Origin of the sequence: Micromonospora sp. NPDC048986, assembly GCF_040649335.1 — a bacterium.
GTDB classification, from domain to species: domain Bacteria; phylum Actinomycetota; class Actinomycetes; order Mycobacteriales; family Micromonosporaceae; genus Micromonospora; species Micromonospora alfalfae.
Genome location: NZ_JBEZFJ010000001.1, coordinates 453,449 through 472,767, shown reverse-complemented (window position 1 = coordinate 472,767; position 19,319 = coordinate 453,449). Strand labels below are relative to the sequence as shown.

The 19,319-nt window shown below is 70.2% G+C and carries 16 protein-coding genes; 15 read left to right on the top strand and 1 reads right to left on the bottom strand.

The window, feature by feature from the left end:
* Positions 1-9: 9 nt before the first annotated feature.
* The 14 genes from AB0B94_RS02140 (at position 10) to AB0B94_RS02075 (ending at position 17,078) form a co-directional block, all read left to right on the top strand.
* Complete coding sequence (locus AB0B94_RS02140; RefSeq protein WP_238668742.1) at positions 10-687, top strand: NADH-quinone oxidoreductase subunit B; 678 nt, start codon at positions 10-12, stop codon at positions 685-687.
* The gene (locus AB0B94_RS02135; protein ID WP_357267430.1) at positions 684-1,421 is read left to right on the top strand and encodes an NADH-quinone oxidoreductase subunit C; all 738 of its coding nucleotides are present in this window, start codon (positions 684-686) and stop codon (positions 1,419-1,421) included. The genes AB0B94_RS02140 and AB0B94_RS02135 overlap by 4 nt, the downstream gene beginning before the upstream one ends.
* Entirely contained in the window at positions 1,418-2,743 is a 1,326-nt protein-coding gene (locus AB0B94_RS02130) for an NADH-quinone oxidoreductase subunit D (RefSeq protein WP_357267427.1), read from the top strand. The genes AB0B94_RS02135 and AB0B94_RS02130 overlap by 4 nt, the downstream gene beginning before the upstream one ends.
* Positions 2,740-3,912 carry an NADH-quinone oxidoreductase subunit NuoE gene (nuoE, locus tag AB0B94_RS02125; protein WP_357267424.1) on the top strand — a complete coding sequence of 391 codons (1,173 nt, stop codon included), beginning with the start codon at positions 2,740-2,742 and terminating at the stop codon, positions 3,910-3,912. Before AB0B94_RS02130 ends, nuoE begins: the two co-directional genes overlap by 4 nt.
* The gene (gene nuoF / locus AB0B94_RS02120; protein ID WP_357267421.1) at positions 3,909-5,225 is read left to right on the top strand and encodes an NADH-quinone oxidoreductase subunit NuoF; all 1,317 of its coding nucleotides are present in this window, start codon (positions 3,909-3,911) and stop codon (positions 5,223-5,225) included. Before nuoE ends, nuoF begins: the two co-directional genes overlap by 4 nt.
* A complete protein-coding gene (locus AB0B94_RS02115; RefSeq protein ID WP_357267418.1) occupies positions 5,225-7,738 on the top strand; it encodes an NADH-quinone oxidoreductase subunit G in 2,514 nt (837 codons plus the stop codon). Before nuoF ends, AB0B94_RS02115 begins: the two co-directional genes overlap by 1 nt.
* Complete coding sequence (gene nuoH / locus AB0B94_RS02110; protein ID WP_357267414.1) at positions 7,735-9,087, top strand: NADH-quinone oxidoreductase subunit NuoH; 1,353 nt, start codon at positions 7,735-7,737, stop codon at positions 9,085-9,087. The genes AB0B94_RS02115 and nuoH overlap by 4 nt, the downstream gene beginning before the upstream one ends.
* 1 nt (position 9,088) lies before the next feature.
* The gene (nuoI, locus tag AB0B94_RS02105) at positions 9,089-9,730 is read left to right on the top strand and encodes an NADH-quinone oxidoreductase subunit NuoI (RefSeq protein ID WP_112585694.1); all 642 of its coding nucleotides are present in this window, start codon (positions 9,089-9,091) and stop codon (positions 9,728-9,730) included.
* On the top strand, positions 9,727-10,497 hold the full coding sequence (locus AB0B94_RS02100; protein WP_357267411.1) for an NADH-quinone oxidoreductase subunit J: 771 nt from the start codon (positions 9,727-9,729) through the stop codon (positions 10,495-10,497). Before nuoI ends, AB0B94_RS02100 begins: the two co-directional genes overlap by 4 nt.
* Positions 10,497-10,814: an NADH-quinone oxidoreductase subunit NuoK gene (gene nuoK / locus AB0B94_RS02095; protein ID WP_088951135.1), complete on the top strand. Its 318-nt coding sequence runs from the start codon at positions 10,497-10,499 to the stop codon at positions 10,812-10,814. Before AB0B94_RS02100 ends, nuoK begins: the two co-directional genes overlap by 1 nt.
* A gap of 12 nt (positions 10,815-10,826) precedes the next feature.
* A complete protein-coding gene (gene nuoL / locus AB0B94_RS02090) occupies positions 10,827-12,752 on the top strand; it encodes an NADH-quinone oxidoreductase subunit L (RefSeq protein ID WP_357267408.1) in 1,926 nt (641 codons plus the stop codon).
* 64 nt (positions 12,753-12,816) lie between these two features.
* The gene (locus tag AB0B94_RS02085) at positions 12,817-14,352 is read left to right on the top strand and encodes an NADH-quinone oxidoreductase subunit M (protein ID WP_091395550.1); all 1,536 of its coding nucleotides are present in this window, start codon (positions 12,817-12,819) and stop codon (positions 14,350-14,352) included.
* Positions 14,349-15,902 (top strand): NADH-quinone oxidoreductase subunit NuoN, encoded by a 1,554-nt coding sequence (gene nuoN / locus AB0B94_RS02080; protein ID WP_238668757.1) that lies wholly within the window; start codon positions 14,349-14,351, stop codon positions 15,900-15,902. The genes AB0B94_RS02085 and nuoN overlap by 4 nt, the downstream gene beginning before the upstream one ends.
* Before the next feature lie 90 nt (positions 15,903-15,992).
* The gene (locus tag AB0B94_RS02075; protein WP_238668759.1) at positions 15,993-17,078 is read left to right on the top strand and encodes a polyprenyl synthetase family protein; all 1,086 of its coding nucleotides are present in this window, start codon (positions 15,993-15,995) and stop codon (positions 17,076-17,078) included.
* Here the strand turns inward: AB0B94_RS02075 and AB0B94_RS02070 are convergent.
* Positions 17,054-18,283 carry an MFS transporter gene (locus AB0B94_RS02070; RefSeq protein WP_357267403.1) on the bottom strand — a complete coding sequence of 410 codons (1,230 nt, stop codon included), beginning with the start codon at positions 18,281-18,283 and terminating at the stop codon, positions 17,054-17,056. The two genes, AB0B94_RS02075 and AB0B94_RS02070, sit on opposite strands and share 25 nt — an antisense overlap.
* A 154-nt stretch (positions 18,284-18,437) precedes the next feature.
* Between AB0B94_RS02070 and AB0B94_RS02065 the strand changes: the two genes are divergently transcribed.
* On the top strand, positions 18,438-19,220 hold the full coding sequence (locus tag AB0B94_RS02065; RefSeq protein WP_357267400.1) for an IclR family transcriptional regulator C-terminal domain-containing protein: 783 nt from the start codon (positions 18,438-18,440) through the stop codon (positions 19,218-19,220).
* Positions 19,221-19,319: the final 99 nt, after the last annotated feature.

Sequence of the window (19,319 nt, the reverse complement as noted above, 5' to 3'; positions counted from 1 at the left end):
GAACGTCAGATGGGCATCGAGGAGAAGCTTCCCGCCGGCGTCCTGCTCACCTCGGTGGAGAAGCTGGTCAACTGGTCTCGGAAGTCGTCCGTGTGGGGCGCGACCTTCGGCCTGGCCTGCTGCGCCATCGAGATGATGGCCGCCGGTGGTCCGCACTACGACATGGGCCGCTGGGGCATGGAGGTCTTCCGGGCGTCCCCCCGGCAGGCCGATCTGATGATCGTGGCCGGCCGGGTGAGTCAGAAGATGGCACCGGTGTTGCGCCAGATCTACGACCAGATGGCCGAGCCGCGCTGGGTGCTCTCGATGGGCGTCTGCGCCAGCAGCGGCGGCATGTTCAACAACTACGCGATCGTGCAGGGCGTCGACCACGTGGTGCCGGTCGACATGTACCTGCCTGGCTGCCCGCCCCGGCCGGAGATGCTCATCGACGCGATCCTCAAGCTCCGCGAGAAGATCATGTATGAGCCGCTGGGCCCGAACGGCCGCAAGATGCTGGCGGCCCGCCAGGAGCGCGGCGACGTTCCGATCGTGCCCTACGGCTCGATGCCCTCCTCGTACCGCAGCGACAAGTCCCGGCGCGCCGAGTGGACCCGGGCGGTCCGTGAGGGCCGCGAGGAGCAGCTGCGCATCGAGAACTGGATGAACGCTCAGAACCACCTCCACCCGCAGGTAGGCCCGAAATGACGTCACCCACGGACAAGCCAAACGACGGCGGCGTACCGCTGCCGGTGGTGCCGGCCGGCGCCACCAGTGGTGCCCCCGCCGAATTCCCGCCGGCCAGCCCGGCCGGTCGCGGGATGTTCGGCAACCAGGGCACGGGCGACGTGTCCGGCTACGGCGGCCTGGTCCGCCAGCGCCAGCCCATCGAGGAGGCGTCCCGGCCGTACGGGGGCTACTTCGACGAGGTCCGCGACGCGCTGGAGGAGGCGTACCCGGCCTTCAACGACGCGATCGAGAAGGTTGTGGTCGACCGGGGTGAGCTGACCCTGCACGTACGCCCGGAGCGGATTGCCGAGGTGTGCCAGGTGATGCGGGACGACCTGGCGCTGCGGTTCGAGCTGTGCTCCTCGGTGTCCGGTGCGGACTACCTGGGCGCCGACGAGCGCCGGTTGCACGTGGTCTACCTGCTCACCTCGATGACGTACCGGCGGCGGGTCCGGCTGGAGGCCGCGGTCTCCGTCGAGGCCCCGCACCTGCCCAGCGTGACCGCCATCTACCCGACGGCGGACTGGCAGGAGCGCGAGGCGTACGACATGTTCGGCATCGTCTTCGACGGCCACCCCAACCTGACCCGGATCCTCATGCCGGACGACTGGGAGGGCCACCCGCAGCGCAAGGACTACCCGCTCGGCGGCGTCCCCGTCGAGTACAAGGGCGCGGAGATCCAGCCGCCGGACACGCGGAGGTCGTACCAGTGACGACGTCGAACTACGCCAGCGAGCGCGAAACCGACGAGGGTCGGGTCTTCACCGTCACCGGTGGGGACTGGGACACGATCGTCTCGGGCACCGACCCGATCAACGACGAGCGGATCGTGGTCAACATGGGTCCGCAGCACCCGTCCACGCACGGGGTGCTGCGGCTGATCCTGGAACTGGAGGGCGAGACGGTCCGCGAGGCCCGCTCGGTCATCGGCTACCTGCACACCGGCATCGAGAAGAACCTCGAATACCGCAACTGGGTCCAGGGCTCGACGTTCGTGACCCGGATGGACTACCTCGCCCCGATCTTCAACGAGACGGCGTACGCCCTCGCTGTCGAGAAGCTGCTCGGCATCACCGACGACATCACCGAGCGGGCCACCACCATCCGCGTGCTGATGATGGAGCTCAACCGGATCTCGTCGCACCTGGTCTGGCTGGCCACCACCGGCATGGAGCTGGGCGCGATCTCGATCATGCTGTACGGCTTCCGCGAGCGGGAGTACATCCTCGACATCTTCGAGACCATCACCGGCCTGCGGATGAACCACGCGTACGTGCGGCCGGGCGGTGTGGCACAGGACGTGCCGGACGACGCGATCGTCAAGATCCGCGAGTTCCTGAAGATGATGCCGAAGAAGCTCAAGGAGTACGAGGACCTCCTCTCCGGCCAGCCGATCTGGACCGAGCGGACGAAGAACGTGGCGGTGCTGGACGTGACCGGTTGCGTGGCGCTCGGCATCACCGGCCCGGTGCTGCGCTCCGCCGGCCTCGCCTGGGACCTGCGCAAGACCATGCCGTACTGCGGCTACGAGACGTACGAGTTCGACGTGCCGACCCACCCCGACGGTGACGTGTGGGGTCGCTACCAGGTCCGGCTCGCCGAGATCCGGGAGTCGTTGAAGCTGGTCGAGCAGGCACTGGACCGGCTTCGTCCCGGCCCGGTGATGGTCGCCGACCGCAAGATCGCCTGGCCGGCGCAGCTCGCCATCGGCGTGGACGGCATGGGCAACTCGCTGGAGCACGTCGCGAAGATCATGGGTCAGTCGATGGAGTCGCTGATCCACCACTTCAAGCTGGTGACCGAGGGCTTCCGGGTCCCGCCCGGCCAGGTGTACGTCGCCATCGAGGCGCCCCGCGGCGAGCTGGGCGTCCACGCGGTCTCCGACGGTGGCACCCGGCCCTACCGGGTGCACTACCGGGAGCCGAGCTTCGTCAACCTGCAGGCCCTCCCGGCGATGGCCGAGGGCGGTCTGATCGCCGACGTGATCGCCGGCGGCGCCTCGTTGGACCCGGTGATGGGTGGGTGTGACCGATGACGACGACTTTCACTGACGATACCCGGGAGCGGGCGCGCGACATCATCGCCCGTTACCCGGCGGACCGGTCCCGCTCGGCGTTGCTGCCGCTGCTGCACCTGGTGCAGGCCGAGGAGGGGTACGTCTCCCCGGCCGGGGTCGCGTTCTGCGCCGAGGTGCTGGGGCTGAACAAGGCCCAGGTCGGCGCGGTGGCCACCTTCTACACGATGTACAAGCGCAAGCCGACCGGTGACTTCCTGGTCAGCGTCTGCACCAACACGATGTGCAACGTGCTCGGTGGCCAGGAGGTATACGACACCCTCGCCGAGCACCTGGGCGTCGGGCACGACGAGACCACAGCGGACGGCACGATCACGCTGGAGCACGCCGAGTGCCTGGCGGCGTGCGACTACGGCCCGGTGATGACTGTCAACTACGACTTCTTCGACGGCGTGGACGCCTCCACCGCCGTCGGTGTGGTCGACGAGTTGCGGGCCGGCGGTCGGCCGATGCCGACCCGGGGTGCCCGGCTCTGCACGCTCAAGGAGATGGCGGTGCAGCTCGCCGGTTTCGCCGACGAGCGCGACGATGCGGTCGCCGACGGCGGGCCGGGTGAGCCCACCCTGCGCGGGCTGCGGCTGGCCCAGCAGCACGGCGTCTCGGTGCCGGGCTTCGACCCGAACACCCCGATCCGCAGCAAGGCCGAGGCCGACAAGGCCGCCGCCGAGGCGAAGGCGAAGGCGGAGGCCGCCAAGCCGGCGCCCGTCGAGGCCAGCGCGGCCCCGGTCAAGGGCAGCGATGGGGCGTCCGCCCCGACGGGGGCGGCCGGAGTCGCCGAGCCGGCGAAGCCGGCAGACGCCACCGGCAGCACCACGCGGGACGTCAAGGCACCGGACGACAAGTCGCCGCAGGTGCGTACCGCCGAGACCCGGCAGCCGGACGCGGGCACGGCAGTGCCGGACGCCAGTGGCACGAAGGTCCCGACGGACGCCACCGGCACCGCGCCCGAGGCCGGCGACGCACGGGCGGCCGAGGCCGCCGGCGTGGCCGCCAACCCGCCGGCCGGCGACGGCAAGCCCGCCGGCGACGAGGCCGGGGCGCAGGAGCGCAACCTCACCGAAGCGAAGGCTGGGACGGACGCCGACGGCGCCGGACCGGCGGACGCGAACGAAACGGGGGCCCAGAAGTGACCACTCCCCGCCCGGAGACGCTGGCCAAGCTGACGCCGGTGCTGACCAAGCGCTGGCTGTCGCCGGACGCCTGGCGCATCGGCACGTACGAGCAGTTGGACGGCTACGCCGCGCTGCGCAAGGCACTCAAGGCCCACCCGGACGACCTGATCCAGCTGATCAAGGATTCCGGGCTGCGGGGCCGAGGCGGCGCCGGCTTCCCCACCGGCCTCAAGTGGGGCTTCATTCCCCAGGGCGACGGCAAGCCGCACTACCTGGTGGTCAACGCCGACGAGGGCGAGCCGGGCACCTGCAAGGACCTGCCGCTGATGACCCACGACCCGCACGCGCTGGTCGAGGGCGTCATCATCGCGTCGTACGCGATCCGGGCCGCCCGCGCCTACATCTACATCCGGGGCGAGGCGGTGCACGCCGCGCGTCGGCTGCGCAACGCGGTCCAGGAGGCGTACGACAAGGGTTACCTGGGCCGGAACATCCTGCGCAGCGGCTACGACCTGGAGCTGGTGGTGCACTCCGGCGCCGGGGCGTACATCTGCGGCGAGGAGACGGCGCTGCTCGACTCGCTGGAGGGGTTCCGGGGTCAGCCCCGGCTGCGCCCGCCGTTCCCGGCCACCCACGGCCTGTACGCGAGCCCGACTGTGGTGAACAACGTCGGCACCATCGCCAGCGTGCCGCCGATCGTGCTCGGCGGGGCCGACTGGTGGAAGAGCATGGGCACCGAGAAGTCCTCCGGGCCGATGATCTACTCGCTCTCCGGCCGGGTCGCCAACCCGGGCCAGTACGAGTGCTCGATGGGTGTCACGCTGCGCGAGCTGCTGGAGCTGGCCGGTGGCATGCAGCCCGGCCACAACCTGCGGTTCTGGACCCCGGGCGGCTCGTCCACCCCGCTGCTCGCCGCCGAGCACCTGGACGTGCCACTGGACTTCGAGGGGGTGGCGGCGGCCGGCTCGATCCTGGGCACCACCGCCACCCAGATCTTCTCCGACCAGGACTGCCCGGTCTACGCGACGTACCGGTGGCTGGAGTTCTACCACCACGAGTCGTGCGGCAAGTGCACCCCGTGCCGCGAGGGCAACTACTGGATGGTCCGGGTCTACCGGCGGATCCTCACCGGTCAGGGCACCCACGAAGACCTGGACACCCTGCTGGACACCTGCGACAACATCCTCGGCCGCTCGTTCTGCGGCCTGGGTGACGGCGCGACCAGCTCGGTGACCTCCTCGCTGCAGTACTTCAAGCAGGACTACCTCGACTACATCGAGGGTCGGACCGCACCCAAGCTGTCGGAGAAGACCCTGGTAGGGGCGCACTGATGACCGACGTAGCCAAGCAGACCGAAACCGTCACCCTCACCATCGACGGCGTCGAGGTCACCGCCCCCAAGGGGACGCTGCTGATCCGGGTCGCCGAGCAGATGGGCACCGAGATCCCCCGGTTCTGCGACCACCCGCTGCTGGCCCCGGCCGGCGCGTGCCGGCAGTGCCTGGTCGAGGTGGAGGGGCAGCGCAAGCCGGTCGCCTCCTGCACCCAGACCGTCGCCGACGGCATGGTCGTGCGTACCCAGATCACCTCCCCGGTCGCCAAGAAGGCGCAGGAGGGGGTGATGGAGCTGCTGCTGCTCAACCACCCGCTGGACTGCCCGATGTGTGACAAGGGCGGCGAGTGCCCGCTCCAGAACCAGGCGATGTCCACCGGCCGCACCGACTCGCGCTTCCACGAGCACAAGCGGGAGTACGAGAAGCCGATGGCGATCAGCAGCCAGGTGCTGCTGGACCGCGAGCGTTGCGTGCTCTGCCAGCGGTGCACCCGGTTCTCCGAGGAGATCGCCGGCGACAAGTTCATCGACCTGATGGGCCGGTCGTCCGCCGAGGAGATCAACATCTACCGGGACGACGCGTACGGCGCAGAGTCCGGGGAGGACAGCGGCGACGTCCCGTTCAACTCCTACTTCTCCGGCAACACAGTCCAGATCTGCCCGGTGGGTGCGCTGACCGGTGCCCAGTACCGCTTCCGCGCCCGCCCGTTCGACCTGGTCTCCAGCCCGAGCGTCTGCGAGCACTGCTCGGCGGGCTGCGGGCAGCGCACCGACTGGCGGCGCGGCAAGGTGCTGCGCCGGCTGGCCGGCGACGAGCCGCAGGTCAACGAGGAGTGGAACTGCGACAAGGGTCGCTGGGGCTTCCAGTACACCCGAGCCGCCGACCGGCTGACCACTCCGCTGGTCCGCGACGAGCACACCGGTGAGCTGCGCGAGGCGTCCTGGAGCGAGGCGCTCACCGTCGCCGCCGAAGGGCTGCACATCGCTCGGGAGAGCAGGCAGGGCACTGCCGTGCTCACCGGCGGTCGGCTGACCGTCGAGGACGCGTACGCCTACGCCAAGTTCGCCCGGGTCGCGTTGAACACCAACGACATCGACTTCCGGGCCCGGCCGGTCTCCCGCGAGGAGGCCGACTTCCTTGCCAGCTCGGTCGCCGGGGTCACCGACGTCACCTACACCGACGTGGAGAACGCGCCGGCGGTGGTGCTGGTGGGCCTGGAGCCCGAGGAGGAGTGCCCGATCCTCTTCCTGCGGCTGCGCAAGGCGTACCTGAAGAAGACCCTTACGGTGTACGCGCTGGCGCCCTTCGCCACCCGCGGCCTGGAGAAGCTCGGTGCCAAGCTGGCCCGGGTGGTGCCGGGCGAGGAGGCCAGCGTGCTCGCCGAGCACGCCACCGTCAGCGAAGCGCTGAGCGCACCGGGCGCGATCCTGATCGTCGGCGAGCGGTTGGCCACGGTGCCGGGTGGGCTCTCCGCCGCTGCCGACGTGGCCCGGCGTACCGGCGCGAAGCTGGCCTGGGTGCCGCGGCGCGCGGGTGACCGCGGCGCGGTGGACGCCGGCTGCCTGCCCAACCTGCTCCCCGGTGGACGACTGGTAACCGAGCCGGCCGCCAGGGCCGAGCTGGGTGAGGCGTGGGACATCCCGGCCGGGGTGATCCCGAGCCAGGCCGGTCGGGACACCGACGGCATCCTGACCGCGGCCGCCAACGGGCAGCTCGGTGCGCTGGTCGTCGGCGGCGTCGACCCGGCCGACCTGGCCGACCCGCGCCTGGCCGAGTCCGCCCTGGACGCGGTGCCGTTCCTGGTCAGCCTCGAACTGCGCGCCAGCGCGGTGACCCGGCGGGCGAACGTGGTGCTGCCGGTCGCCCCGGTGGCCGAGAAGGCCGGAAGCTTCCTGGACTGGGAGGGCCGGCTGCGCCCGTTCGAGGCGGTGCTGAACACCGCGGCGATGACCGACGGCCGGGTGCTCGACGCGCTGGCCGCGCTGCTCGACGTGCGCCTCGGCACGGCCGATGTGCTGAGCGTGCGTCGTGAGCTGGGCACGCTGCCGGCGACGCGGATGTCCCGCCCGGCCGCGCCGTCTGTCGCACCGGGCCGGGTGCCGCAGCCGAACGCCGGGGAGGCCGTGCTGGCCACCTGGCACCAGCTGGTGGACCTCGGCACTCTGACCGAGGGCGACGAGAACCTCGCCGGGACCGCCCGTCCGCCGGTGGTCCGGCTGGGTAAGGGCACCGCCGAGGCGCTCGGTGTGGTCGACGGTGACGCGGTCACGGTCGGCACCGACCGCGGGGCGCTGACCCTGCCGGCGGAACTCACCGAGATGCCGGACGGCGTGGTCTGGCTGCCGACCAACTCACCCGGCTCGACCGTGCGGCGCAGCCTCGGGGCGACGTCCGGCGCGGTCGTCCGGATCTCCGTCCCCGCACCGAGTACGGCCATCCCGGCCGGACGCGTGGCGGCCGACGAGACCGGTCTCCCGGGTCCGCTCCTCAACTCCGGGGGTAACCAGTGAGTCCGATCTACCTGGCCCAGGATCCGACGCTGGCCGACTTCGGCCGGGATCCGTGGTGGCTGGTTCTCGGCAAGATTGTCTTCGCGTTCGCCTTCGGTCTGCTGGCCACCCTGCTCGGCGTCTGGTTCGAGCGGCGCGTGGTCGGCTACATGCAGGTGCGGCCCGGCCCCAACCAGGTCGGCCCGTTCGGCCTGCTGCAGACCCTCGCCGACGGCCTGAAGATGGCCTTCAAGGAGGACATCCTCCCGAAGGCGGCCGACAAGGTCGTCTACTTCTTCGCCCCGACCATCTCGGTGATCTGCGCGGTCACCGCCCTGTCGGTGGTGCCGTTCGGCCCGATGGTGAGCATCTTCGGTCACCACACGCCGTTGCAGGTCACCGACGTGCCGGTGGCGGTGCTGCTGCTGCTCGCCTGCTCCTCGATGGGTGTCTACGGCATCGTGCTGGGTGGCTGGGCCTCCGGCTCGACGTACCCGCTGCTGGGTGGTCTCCGGTCGAGCGCCCAGATGATCTCCTACGAGGTCGCGATGGGGCTCAGCATCGTGGCGGTCTTCATGACCGCCGGCACGATGAGCACCAGCGGGATCGTCGCCGCCCAGGGCGACGGCACCCAGCTGACGGTCTTCGGCCAGCCGATCCCGGCACCGGGTTGGTACGCGATCCTGCTGCTGCCGAGCTTCATCATCTTCTTCATCGCCACTGTGGGTGAGACCAACCGGGCGCCGTTCGACCTGCCCGAGGCCGAGTCCGAACTGGTCGCCGGCTTCATGACCGAGTACAGCTCGTTGAAGTTCGCGCTCTTCATGCTCAGCGAGTACGTCGCGATGGTGACCATGTCCGCTGTCACCACCACGCTGTTCCTGGGCGGATGGCGAGCACCCTGGCCGATCACCATCTGGGAGGGCGCCAACTCCGGTTGGTGGCCGATGCTCTGGTTCTTCGGCAAGGTGATCGCGCTGGTCTTCGTCTTCGTGTGGCTGCGTGGCACGCTGCCCCGGCTGCGCTACGACCAGTTCATGCGGCTCGGCTGGAAGGTGCTGCTGCCGATCAACCTGGTCTGGATCCTGGTCCTGTCGGGCCTGCGCTCCATCGAGGACTGGGACACCCGCGGCAAGGTGATCGCCGTCGGCATCCCGGCCGGCATCCTGCTGATCGCCACGATCTTCTGGCCCAGCCGGCGCCCGAAGCCGAAGCCGACGACGCAGGAACAGGTCGACAACCGGCCGCACGGGAGCTTCCCGCTGCCACCGATGGATCTTCAGGTACCACCGAGCCCGCGCATCACGCGCGTGGTCGCCGAGCGGGAGCCGGCCAACATCGTTGCCGGCTCGGACTCCAGGGAGGTGTGACGTGGGCGCGATCACCGGAACGTTCAAGGGATTCGGTGTCACCTTCTCGCACATGTTCAGGAAGGTCGTCACGACCGACTACCCGTTCAAGCCGCCGGTGTCGGCGCCGCGCTACCACGGGCGGCACATCCTCAACCGGCACCCGGACGGCCTGGAGAAGTGCATCGGCTGCGAGCTGTGCGCCTGGGCCTGCCCGGCGGACGCGATCTACGTCGAGGGTGGCGACAACACCGACGAGCAGCGCTTCTCGCCGGGTGAGCGGTACGCCAGCATCTACCAGATCAACTACGCCCGCTGCATCTTCTGCGGGCTGTGCATCGAGGCCTGCCCGACCCGGTCGCTCACCATGAGCAACGAGTACGAGTTGGCCCGGGACAACCGGCAGGACCTGATCTTCACCAAGGAGCAGTTGCTCGCGCCGTTGCTGGAGGGCATGGAGCAGCCTCCGCACCCGATGCGGCTGGGTGACAGCGAGAAGGACTACTACGTCGGCGCGCTGGACAACCCGGGCACCTCAGCCGGTGCGGAGACGTCCCCGATGGGCCCCGGCCGCTACCAGGTCGAGGAGCACCCCGGCGTGACGTTCCCGGGCGCCGAGCAGGCCGCCCAGCGCGTGGCGGCCGGCAAGGGAGAGGAAGCATGACCACGTCTACGGTGCTCGCCGCGGCGGGTTCGGTCTCCACCGGCGAGGCGGTCACCTTCTGGATCCTCGCCCCGCTCGCGCTGATCGGCGGGATCGGGATGGTGGCCGCGCGCAACGCGGTGCACTCGGCGCTGTGGCTGGTGCTGACCATGCTCTGCCTGGGCGTGTTCTACGTGCTCCAGGCCGGTCCGTTCATCGGCATGGTGCAGATCATCGTCTACACCGGCGCGATCATGATGCTGTTCCTCTTCGTGCTGATGCTGGTCGGTCGGGACTCCACGGACTCGCTGATCGAGACGCTACGCGGGCAGCGCGTCGCCGCGACCGTGCTCGGCCTGGGCTTCGCCGGCCTGGTCGGCACCGGCCTCTACCAGGCGCTGGACCGGACCAACACGGCCGGTCTGGAGCAGGTCAACGCCGAGGGGAACGTGCAGGGCATCGCCCGGCTGCTGTTCACCAAGTACGTCTTCGCGTTCGAATTGACCTCGGCGCTGCTGATCACCGCGGCGGTCGGTGCCATGGTGCTGGCCCACGTCGAGCGGCGTAAGCAGGACAAGGTCGACCAGGTGTCGACAATGAAGGCACGCTTCGCGCCGGGCAACTACCCCGGCCCGAAGCCGGGGCCCGGCGTCTTCGCGACCTCCTCCTCGGTGGCCACCCCGGCCCGGCTGCCCGACGGCCGCCTGACCGACCGCAGCACCCCGGCGATCCTTCCGCAGCGCGAGCTGACCGCCGAGGAGACCTCGCTGAAGGGGACGGACAAGTAATGGGAACGTTCTTCTCGGTCGAGCCGACCTACTACCTCGTGCTCGCCGCGGTGCTGTTCACCATCGGCGCCGCCGGGGTGCTGATCCGGCGCAACGCGATAGTGCTGTTCATGTGCGTGGAGCTGATGCTCAACGCGGCCAACCTGACGCTGGTCACCTTCAGCCGGATCAACGGTGACCTCAACGGCCAGATCATGGCGTTCTTCGTGATGGTGGTGGCGGCGGCCGAGGTCGTGGTCGGGCTCGCGATCATCATGTCCATCTTCCGGACGCGACGCTCGGCGAGTGTCGACGACGCCAACCTGCTCAAGTACTAGAGGGGTCCACCGGTGGAAGAGACTGTGGAATACGCCCAGGCCACGGGGCTACTCGGGGGCGTCTGGCTGCTGGTGGCGATCCCGCTGGTCAGCGCGGCCATCCTGCTGCTGCTCGGCCGCCGGGCCGACCGCTGGGGGCACTGGTTGGGCGTCGCCGCCATCGGCGCCGCGTTCGTGCTCGGCCTGAGCTTCTTCTTCCAGCTGCGTGGCCTGGAGAACAAGTCGGTCGAGCTGAGCCTCTGGGACTTCATCGCTGTCGGTGATCTGCGCGTGGACTTCGGCCTGCTCTTCGACCCGCTGGCCGCGGTCTTCGTCCTGCTGATCACCGGGGTGGGTTTCCTGATCCACCTGTACGCGGTGGAGTACATGTCGCACGACGCGGGCCGTCGTCGGTTCTTCGCGTACTTCAACCTGTTCGTCGCGGCGATGCTGCTGCTGGTGCTCGGCAACAACTACGTGATGCTGTACTTCGGCTGGGAGGGCGTCGGTCTGGCGTCGTACCTGCTGATCTCCTTCTGGACCGACCGGCCGAGCGCGGCCACCGCCGGCAAGAAGGCGTTCCTGATGAACCGGGTCGGCGACGCCGGCCTGGCCATCGGCATCTTCATCATGTTCGCCACACTGGGCACCACCCAGTACGACGAGGTGTTCAACGGTGTCGGCGCGCTGACCGGCACCACGGTGTTGGTCCTCGGCCTGTTGCTGCTGCTCGGGGCGGCCGGCAAGTCCGGTCAGTTCCCGCTCCAGGCGTGGTTGCCGGACGCGATGGAGGGCCCGACCCCGGTGTCGGCGCTCATCCACGCCGCCACCATGGTCACCGCTGGCGTCTACCTGATCGCCCGGTCCAACCCGATCTTCTCGGCCAACTCGACGCTGCAACTCGTGGTGGTCAGCGTCGGCGCGCTCACCCTGCTGATCGGCTGCATCATCGGCGCGGCCAAGGACGACATCAAGCGGGTGCTGGCCTGGTCGACGGTGAGCCAGATCGGCTACATGTTCCTCGGTGTCGGCCTCGGCGGCGCGGCCTACGCGCTGGCCATCGTGCACCTGCTGGCGCACGGCTTCTTCAAGGCCAACATGTTCCTCGGCGCCGGCTCGGTCATGCACGGAATGAAGGACCAGGTCGACATCCGCCGCTTCGGTGGACTGTCCAAGTACATGAAGATCACCTGGTTGACCTTCATGATGGGCTGGCTGGCCATCATCGGCATGTTCCCCTTCTCCGGCTTCTTCTCGAAGGAGCCGATCATCGTGGCCGCCTTCGAGCGGGAGGACTGGACCGCCTGGCTCTTCGGCGGTGCGGCACTGCTCGGCGCCGGGCTCACCGCGTTCTACATGACCCGGTTGTTCGTGCTCACGTTCCACGGGCCGCAGCGGTGGACCGAGGACATCGAGCACCCGCACGAGTCGCCGAAGCTGATGACCATCCCGCTGATCCTGCTGGCCGTCGGATCGGTCGGCGCCGGCTTCCTGCTCGCCACGTCCGTTCCGGACTGGCTGACGGAGACCGCCGGGCTGGGCGGCGAGCACGCGGAGCACGAGGCGGTCCTCTCGCACACCGTGATCACCATCCTGTCGCTGCTGGTGACAGTGCTCGGTGCCGGGCTCGCCTGGTTCCTCTTCCGGGCCGGCACGGCCACCGTGCCGCAGCCGGCCGGGGTGCTGGTCACCGCCGCCCGGCGCAACCTCTACACCGACACGGTCAACGAGGCGGTCTTCGAGAAGCCGGGCATCTTCCTCACCCGGGCGCTGGTGTACCTCGACAACCGGGGCATCGACGGGCTCGTCAACGGGCTCGCCGCCGCGGTCGGTGGGGGCTCGGGTCGCCTCCGCCGGATGCAGACCGGCTTTGTCCGCTCGTACGCCACCTCGATCCTGGCCGGTGCGCTGCTGGTGATGGCGGCATTCCTGGCGGTGCAGGCGGGGTGGTTGGCGTGATCGACCTCTTTCCGGCCGCCCCCGCCGGCGGACCACGCAGTGACGACGGAGGTAAGGCCGCATAATGTCCAACTTCCCGTTCCTCTCGGTGCTCACCGTGGCGCCGCTGGTGGGCGCCCTGGTGGTGGCCTTCCTGCCGCGCCACCGCCCGGAGCTGGCCAAGCAGGTGGCGTTCGCCTGGTCGCTGCTCGTGCTGGTGCTCTCGGTGGTGATGTGGGTCAGCTTCAACGCCGGTGGTGACCGGTTCCAGTTCCGCGAGTCGTACTCCTGGATTCCGAACTGGGGGGTCAGCTTCACCTTCGCCGCCGACGGCATCGCGCTGGTGATGCTGATGCTCATCGCGGTGCTGGTTCCGCTGGTGATCCTGGCGTCCTGGCACGACGCCGAGTCGTCGAAGCGTTCGGTGCCCGTCTACTTCGCGCTGCTGCTGGTCCTCGAGTGCACGATGATCGGCGTCTTCGCCGCCGCCGACGTCTTCCTGTTCTACGTGTTCTTCGAGGTCATGCTGGTGCCGATGTACTTCCTCATCGGCAGCTACGGCGGCCACCAGCGGCAGTACGCGGCGGTGAAGTTCTTCCTCTACTCGCTCGTCGGCGGTCTGTTCATGCTGGCCGCGGTGATCGGCCTGTGGGTGGTCGGCGGGAAGACCTTCGACTGGCAGGCGCTGTCGCAGGTCGACATCAGCACCGGCACCGAGCGGTGGCTGTTCCTCGGCTTCTTCCTCGCGTTCGCCATCAAGGCGCCGTTCTTCCCGTTCCACACCTGGTTGCCCGACGCCGGTGGCGCCGCACCGGCGGGAGCGGCGGCGCTGCTGGTCGGCGTGCTGGACAAGGTCGGCACGTTCGGCATCCTGCGCTACTGCCTGCCGCTGTTCCCCGAGGCGTCGAAGTGGTTCGCGCCGTGGGCGCTGGCCCTGGGCGTGATCGGCATCGTCTACGCCGCGCTGCTGGCGGTCGGCCAGAACGACCTCAAGCGGCTGGTGTCGTACACCTCGATCGCGCACTTCGGCTTCATCGGCGTGGGCATCTTCGCCTTCACCACCCAGGCCGGCACCGGCGCGGTGCTCTACATGCTCAACCACGGGCTGGCCACCGGCCTGCTCTTCCTGGTGGTGGGCATGCTGATCTCCCGGCGGGGCTCGTCGCTGATCAGCGACTTCGGTGGTGCCGGCAAGCTGGTCCCGGTGCTCGCCGGGGTGCTCTTCTTCGCCGGTCTCGCCTCGCTCGCGCTGCCCGGCACGGCCCCGTTCATCTCCGAGTTCCTGGTGCTGATCGGCACCTTCACTGTGAACAAGCCGGTAGCGGTCATCGCCACGCTCGGCATCATCCTGGCCGCCGCGTACGTGCTGTGGATGGTGCAGCGCACCACCCAGGGCACCCTCAACCCGGCGCTGACCGAGGTCGACGGCATGCGCCGGGACCTCAACCTGCGCGAGAAGGTGGTGGTCGCCCCGCTGATCGCGCTGATCGTGCTGCTCGGCTTCTTCCCCAAGCCGGTCACTGACGTGATCAACCCCGCCGTCCAGGCGACAATGGACGACATCGGCAGAACCGACCCGGCGCCGTCCGTGGGCGGCACCGTCCAGGAGGCGGCAAAGTGACCGAGTTGAAGCTGCCGTCGATCGACTACGCGGCGATCTCTCCGATCCTGATCATGCTGGGCACTGCGTTGCTCGGCGTGCTGGTCGAGGCCCTGGTGCCTCGTCGCTGGCGGCACGTGGTGCAGTTGACGCTGGCGCTGCTCGCGGTGCTCGCGGCACTGACCATGGTGGTCCTCAGCGCCGATGAGCGGATCATCACCGCGGGCCAGGCGCTCGCGATCGACGGGCCGACGCTCTTCCTCCAGGGCGCGATCCTGGTGCTGGCCGCGATGGCGCTGCTGCTGATCGGTGACCGTTCGGTCGAGCGGGGCGGGGCGTTCGTCGCCCAGGCCGCGGTGACCGCGGAGTCGGCCGACGACCGGCGGCAGGCCGAGGGGCGCAACGGCCTCACCGAGGTCTACCCGCTGACCACGTTCGCTATCGGCGGCATGCTGATCTTCGTGGCGGCGAACGACCTGCTGACCATGTTCATCGCACTCGAGGTCTTCTCCCTGCCGCTCTACCTGCTCTGCGCGCTGGCCCGTCGCCGGCGTCTGCTGAGCCAGGAGGCGGCGATGAAGTACTTCCTGCTCGGCGCGTACGCCTCGGCGTTCTTCCTGTTCGGTGTGGCCCTGATCTACGGCTTCACCGCCGGCATCCCGGGCCGCCCGTCCGGCGTCGACTTCGCCACCATCCACGCGGCGGTGGGCGAGTCGCCGGCCAGCCCGGTGCTGCTCTTCGCCGGCATGGCGCTGCTCGCCATCGGTCTGCTCTTCAAGGCCGCGGCGGCCCCGTTCCACGTCTGGACCCCGGACGTCTACCAGGGCGCTCCTACCCCGGTCACCGGGTTCATGGCGGCCTGCACCAAGGTCGCCGCGTTCGGTGCCCTGCTGCGCGTCTTCCAGGTCGCGTTCGCCGACGCCAACTGGGACTTCACGCCGGTCCTCGGCGCGGTGGCGGTGCTGACCATGCTGGTGGGTGCGGTGCTCGCGGTCACCCAGACCGACATCAAGCGGCTGCTCGCGTACTCCTCGATCGCCAACGCCGGCTACCTGCTGGTCGGTGTGTTGGCGCCGAGCCGCGACGGGCTGGCCGGCACGATGTTCTACCTGGTCGCGTACGGCTTCTCGGTGCTCGCCGCGTTCGCCGTGGTGACGTTGGTACGCGACGACGACGGCGAGGCCACCCACCTGTCCCGCTGGGCCGGGCTGGGCCGTCGGTCGCCGTTCTTCGCCGCGCTGTTCACGTTCATCCTGCTCGCCTTCGCCGGTATTCCGCTGACCAGCGGCTTCACCAGCAAGTTCGCCATCTTCGGGCCGGCGCTGGAGGGTGGCCAGGCCTGGCTGGTGATCGCCGGTGTGCTGACCAGCATGATCCTCGCGTTCCCGTACCTGCGGGTCGTGGTGATGATGTGGCTCTCCGAGCCGGGCGAGTCGACGCCGACCGTCACGGTGCCCGGTGGGCTCACCTCCGCCGCGCTGATGATCGGTGTGCTGGCGACCCTGGTGTTGGGTGTCGCACCGGCGCCGCTGCTCGATCTGGCTGCCGGAGCCGCCGAATTTGTTCGATGACCGAAGGATTGATCACCGGGGGTCGGCGCGTGTTCACGTGCCGGCCCCCGGTGCGTATCCCCGGGCCGGAGCAGGTCGAACGGGTGTGGCATGGTTGATAGCGTGGTGAAACCGGCGGGCGAGCGTTCAGGTGCCTCCGGCTCCGGCGGTCGGCGGGGTCGGGCGAGCACGAGTCAGTTCGGCGCGCTTGGCCTCCATCTCGCCGATCCCCGTGTCGAGGCGTCAGTGCTGGGGCTTCTGGACACGGTCGAGGTCGAGTTGCGGGCCAGCGTGTCCAGTGCCGACCCGTTCGTCACCGAGGCCGCCCGGCACCTCGTCGAGGCCGGCGGTAAGCGGTTCCGGCCGTTGCTGGTGGCGCTCGGCGCCCAGTTCGGTGACCCGACAGGTGCGCAGGTGGTCCCGGCGGCAGTGGTGATGGAGCTCACTCACCTCGCGACCCTCTACCACGACGACGTGATGGACGAGGCCGCCGTCCGTCGGGGCGCGCCGAGCGCGAACTCCCGGTGGACCAACTCGGTGGCCATCCTGGTCGGCGACTACCTCTTCGCCCGCGCGGCGGACATCGCCGCCGACCTGGGCACCGAGGCGGTCCGGTTGCAGGCGCGCACCTTCGCCCGGCTGGTGCACGGCCAGATCGCGGAGACGGTCGGGCCGCGCGCCGACGACGACCCGGTGGCCCACTACCTGCACGTGATCGCCGAGAAGACCGGCTCGCTGATCGCCACGTCCGCCCGGTTCGGCGGCATGTTCGGTGGCGCCGCCCCGGAGTACGTGGAGGCCCTCGCCGGGTACGGCGAGACGATCGGTGTCGCCTTCCAGCTCTCCGACGACCTGCTGGACATCGCCTCCGAGTCGGTGCAGTCGGGCAAGACCCCCGGCACCGACCTGCGCGAGGGTGTCCCGACGCTGCCGGTGCTCTACGCCCGCGAGGCGGACGACTCCGACGCGTCGTCGGTGCGGTTGCGGGAGATCCTGGCGACCGGCCCGCTGACCGACGACGTGCTGCACGCCGAGGCGTTGGGGCTGCTGCGGGAGAGCCCGGCGCTCAAGCGGGCCCGGGAGACGGTGCGCAGCTACGCCGAGGAGGCCCGCGCGCAGCTCGCCCCGCTGCCGCACGGCCCGTCCCGCAGCGCACTTGAGTCGCTCTGCGACTACATCGCCGACCGCACCAGCTGATCCACGCCCCGACCCGCCGCGGCGGCGGCGCGGGTCAACAGCCGGCTGCCGACGAGCATGAGGGCGGCGGCGAGCAGCATCGCCACGGCCGCGATGGCCCACATCGCCGGGTAGCCGAGGTGCGCGGCGAGTGGGCCCAGGCTCAGCGGGCCGAGACAGCCGCCCGCGTACACCCCGGTCTGTGTGATCGAGGTGGCGGCGGCCGGTGACTGCGGGTGGAGCCGGACCACCGCGAAGTTCATCAGGCCGGGCCAGGCCCAGCCCAGCCCGAAGCCGAGCACCACGCCGACCGCCAACGGCACCGAGCCGGTCAACGCGAGCAGGCCCAGCCCGACCGCGCCGACGAGCAGCATCGCGGCGATGACTGCGACGTGGCCGGTGTCGCGGCGGTCGGCCAACCAGCCGGCCCCCACACGAGCCGCCACGCAGACCGCGCTGCCCAGGGTCAGGGTGAGGCCGGCGAGACCCGGCGACAGACCCCGGGCCGCTGCGGAGTCCACCAGGAAGGTGCCCAACGAGTTGGCCGCGCCCGAGGCCAACGTCGCCGCCGCGCCGATCACCACCAGCGCCGCCGTCGCCCGCCCGGCCCGCCCGGCTCCGGCCCGCCGAGCGGGGCCGGGCAACTGCCGGGGTACGGCGGCCAGCGTCGTCAGCGCGGCCACGGCGGCGGCCACGAACGCCCAGCGCCACCCGGCGGTGAGCGCGATGGTGGGCACCGCGACCCCGGCCAGCAGGGTGGAGACCGGGATGGCGGCCTGCTTGACACCGAACGACAGTCCCTGCCGCCGGGCCGGAACGTGCTGGGCCAGCGCGGCGTTGCTGGCCAACTGGCCGAGCGCGTTCGCGGCGGCGCTGAGCGCCAGCAGGCCCACCAGCACCGGGTACGACCGGGCGAAGGCGGCCACGGCGAGCATCGATCCGGCGGCCAGCAGGATGCCGCAGCGGGCCACCAGGGCCGGCCCGTACCGCTCGACCAGCCGCCCGGAGGGCACCGAGGCCAGCGCGCTGACCCCGAAGTAGACGGCGACGGCCAGGCCCAGGCCGGCCGGCGAGAAGCCGAGGTCCGTGCCCATCTGCACGGCGAGACCACCGAGCAGGAAGACGGGGAGTACGCAGGCCACCGTGGTGACGACTGCGCCGGCGCTGGCCCGGACCGGACGGGTTTGGGCAACGGCCGGATCGGGGGTGTTGGAGGTGTCGGTCATCGTTCGGCAAACCTACGCGAGCCCCGCTCACAGCACTCCTGGTGACCGGCGGGGCACAAGCTGTGGATGGTGATCTGGCATCCTCGACCCGAACAGGCATTTCGCACCGGGCCTGTTTTTCATATGGTGTAAGTCCCCGGCGGCGGAGGTGGTTGTGCGCGACCCCTTGGCAGAACCTTCGGACCTGATTCGCAGCGTGTCCCGAGCGCTACGGGTGCTGGAGTCGGTCGGTCGCGCCCCGAAGGGCCTGACCGTCAAGCAGATCGCCCGGCGCTGCGAGCTGACGGTGGCCACCACCTACCACCTGGTCCGCACCCTCGCCTACGAGGGCTACGTGATCCGTCGCGAGGACGGCACGTACATAGTGGGGTTGGAGGTGGCCGACCGGTACCGGGAGCTGGTGACGGCGTTCCGAGGCCCGCCGGCGGTCGGTGAGACGCTGCGGCGGGCCGCCCTGGACACCGGCTACAGCCACTACCTCGGCCGGTTCGTCGGCGGTCAGGTGGCCCTCACCGCTGTCGCCGAGGGGCACCGCTCGCCCTACCTGGAGGATCTGGTCCCCGGCTTCGACGAGGGGGCGCACGCCACAGCGCTCGGCAAGTCGTTGCTCGCCACCCTGACGGCCGACCAGCGCTACCGCTACCTGCGCGAGTACGGCATGCGCCCGTTCACCACCGCCACGCTGACCACCACCGAGAGTTTCGAGGCCGACCTGGCGGCCGGCGACCGGCGCGGCATGCAACTGGAGATGGGGCAGTTCCGCCAGGGGGTGGCCTGCGCCGCGGTGCTCGTCGCGCCGGACAAGGACATGGAACGCCGCGTCGTGCTGGCCTGCGCGTTGCCGGCCAGCGAGATGATGACCTCCGCCCGGGTGGTACGCGCCAAGCTGCTCACAGTGGCCCGTGGCGTGGCCGACGGCATCGCCACCGACAACTGACCGCCGAGAGGCCCTCTCCCGGGCTGGGAGAGGGCCTCTCGGGGCGGTCGAGCGCCGGACCGCCGGAGCAACGTCGGCGACCCACCGGGCGGCGGGTGC

Coding starts and splice junctions, on each gene's coding strand:
- AB0B94_RS02140 (WP_238668742.1), top strand. CDS start 10: ATGGGCATCGAGGAGAAGCTTCCCGCCGGCGTCCTGCTCACCTCGGTG.
- AB0B94_RS02135 (WP_357267430.1), top strand. CDS start 684: ATGACGTCACCCACGGACAAGCCAAACGACGGCGGCGTACCGCTGCCG.
- nuoE (WP_357267424.1), top strand. CDS start 2,740: ATGACGACGACTTTCACTGACGATACCCGGGAGCGGGCGCGCGACATC.
- AB0B94_RS02115 (WP_357267418.1), top strand. CDS start 5,225: ATGACCGACGTAGCCAAGCAGACCGAAACCGTCACCCTCACCATCGAC.
- AB0B94_RS02100 (WP_357267411.1), top strand. CDS start 9,727: ATGACCACGTCTACGGTGCTCGCCGCGGCGGGTTCGGTCTCCACCGGC.
- nuoK (WP_088951135.1), top strand. CDS start 10,497: ATGGGAACGTTCTTCTCGGTCGAGCCGACCTACTACCTCGTGCTCGCC.
- AB0B94_RS02085 (WP_091395550.1), top strand. CDS start 12,817: ATGTCCAACTTCCCGTTCCTCTCGGTGCTCACCGTGGCGCCGCTGGTG.
- AB0B94_RS02075 (WP_238668759.1), top strand. CDS start 15,993: ATGGTTGATAGCGTGGTGAAACCGGCGGGCGAGCGTTCAGGTGCCTCC.
- AB0B94_RS02070 (WP_357267403.1), bottom strand. CDS start 18,283: ATGACCGACACCTCCAACACCCCCGATCCGGCCGTTGCCCAAACCCGT.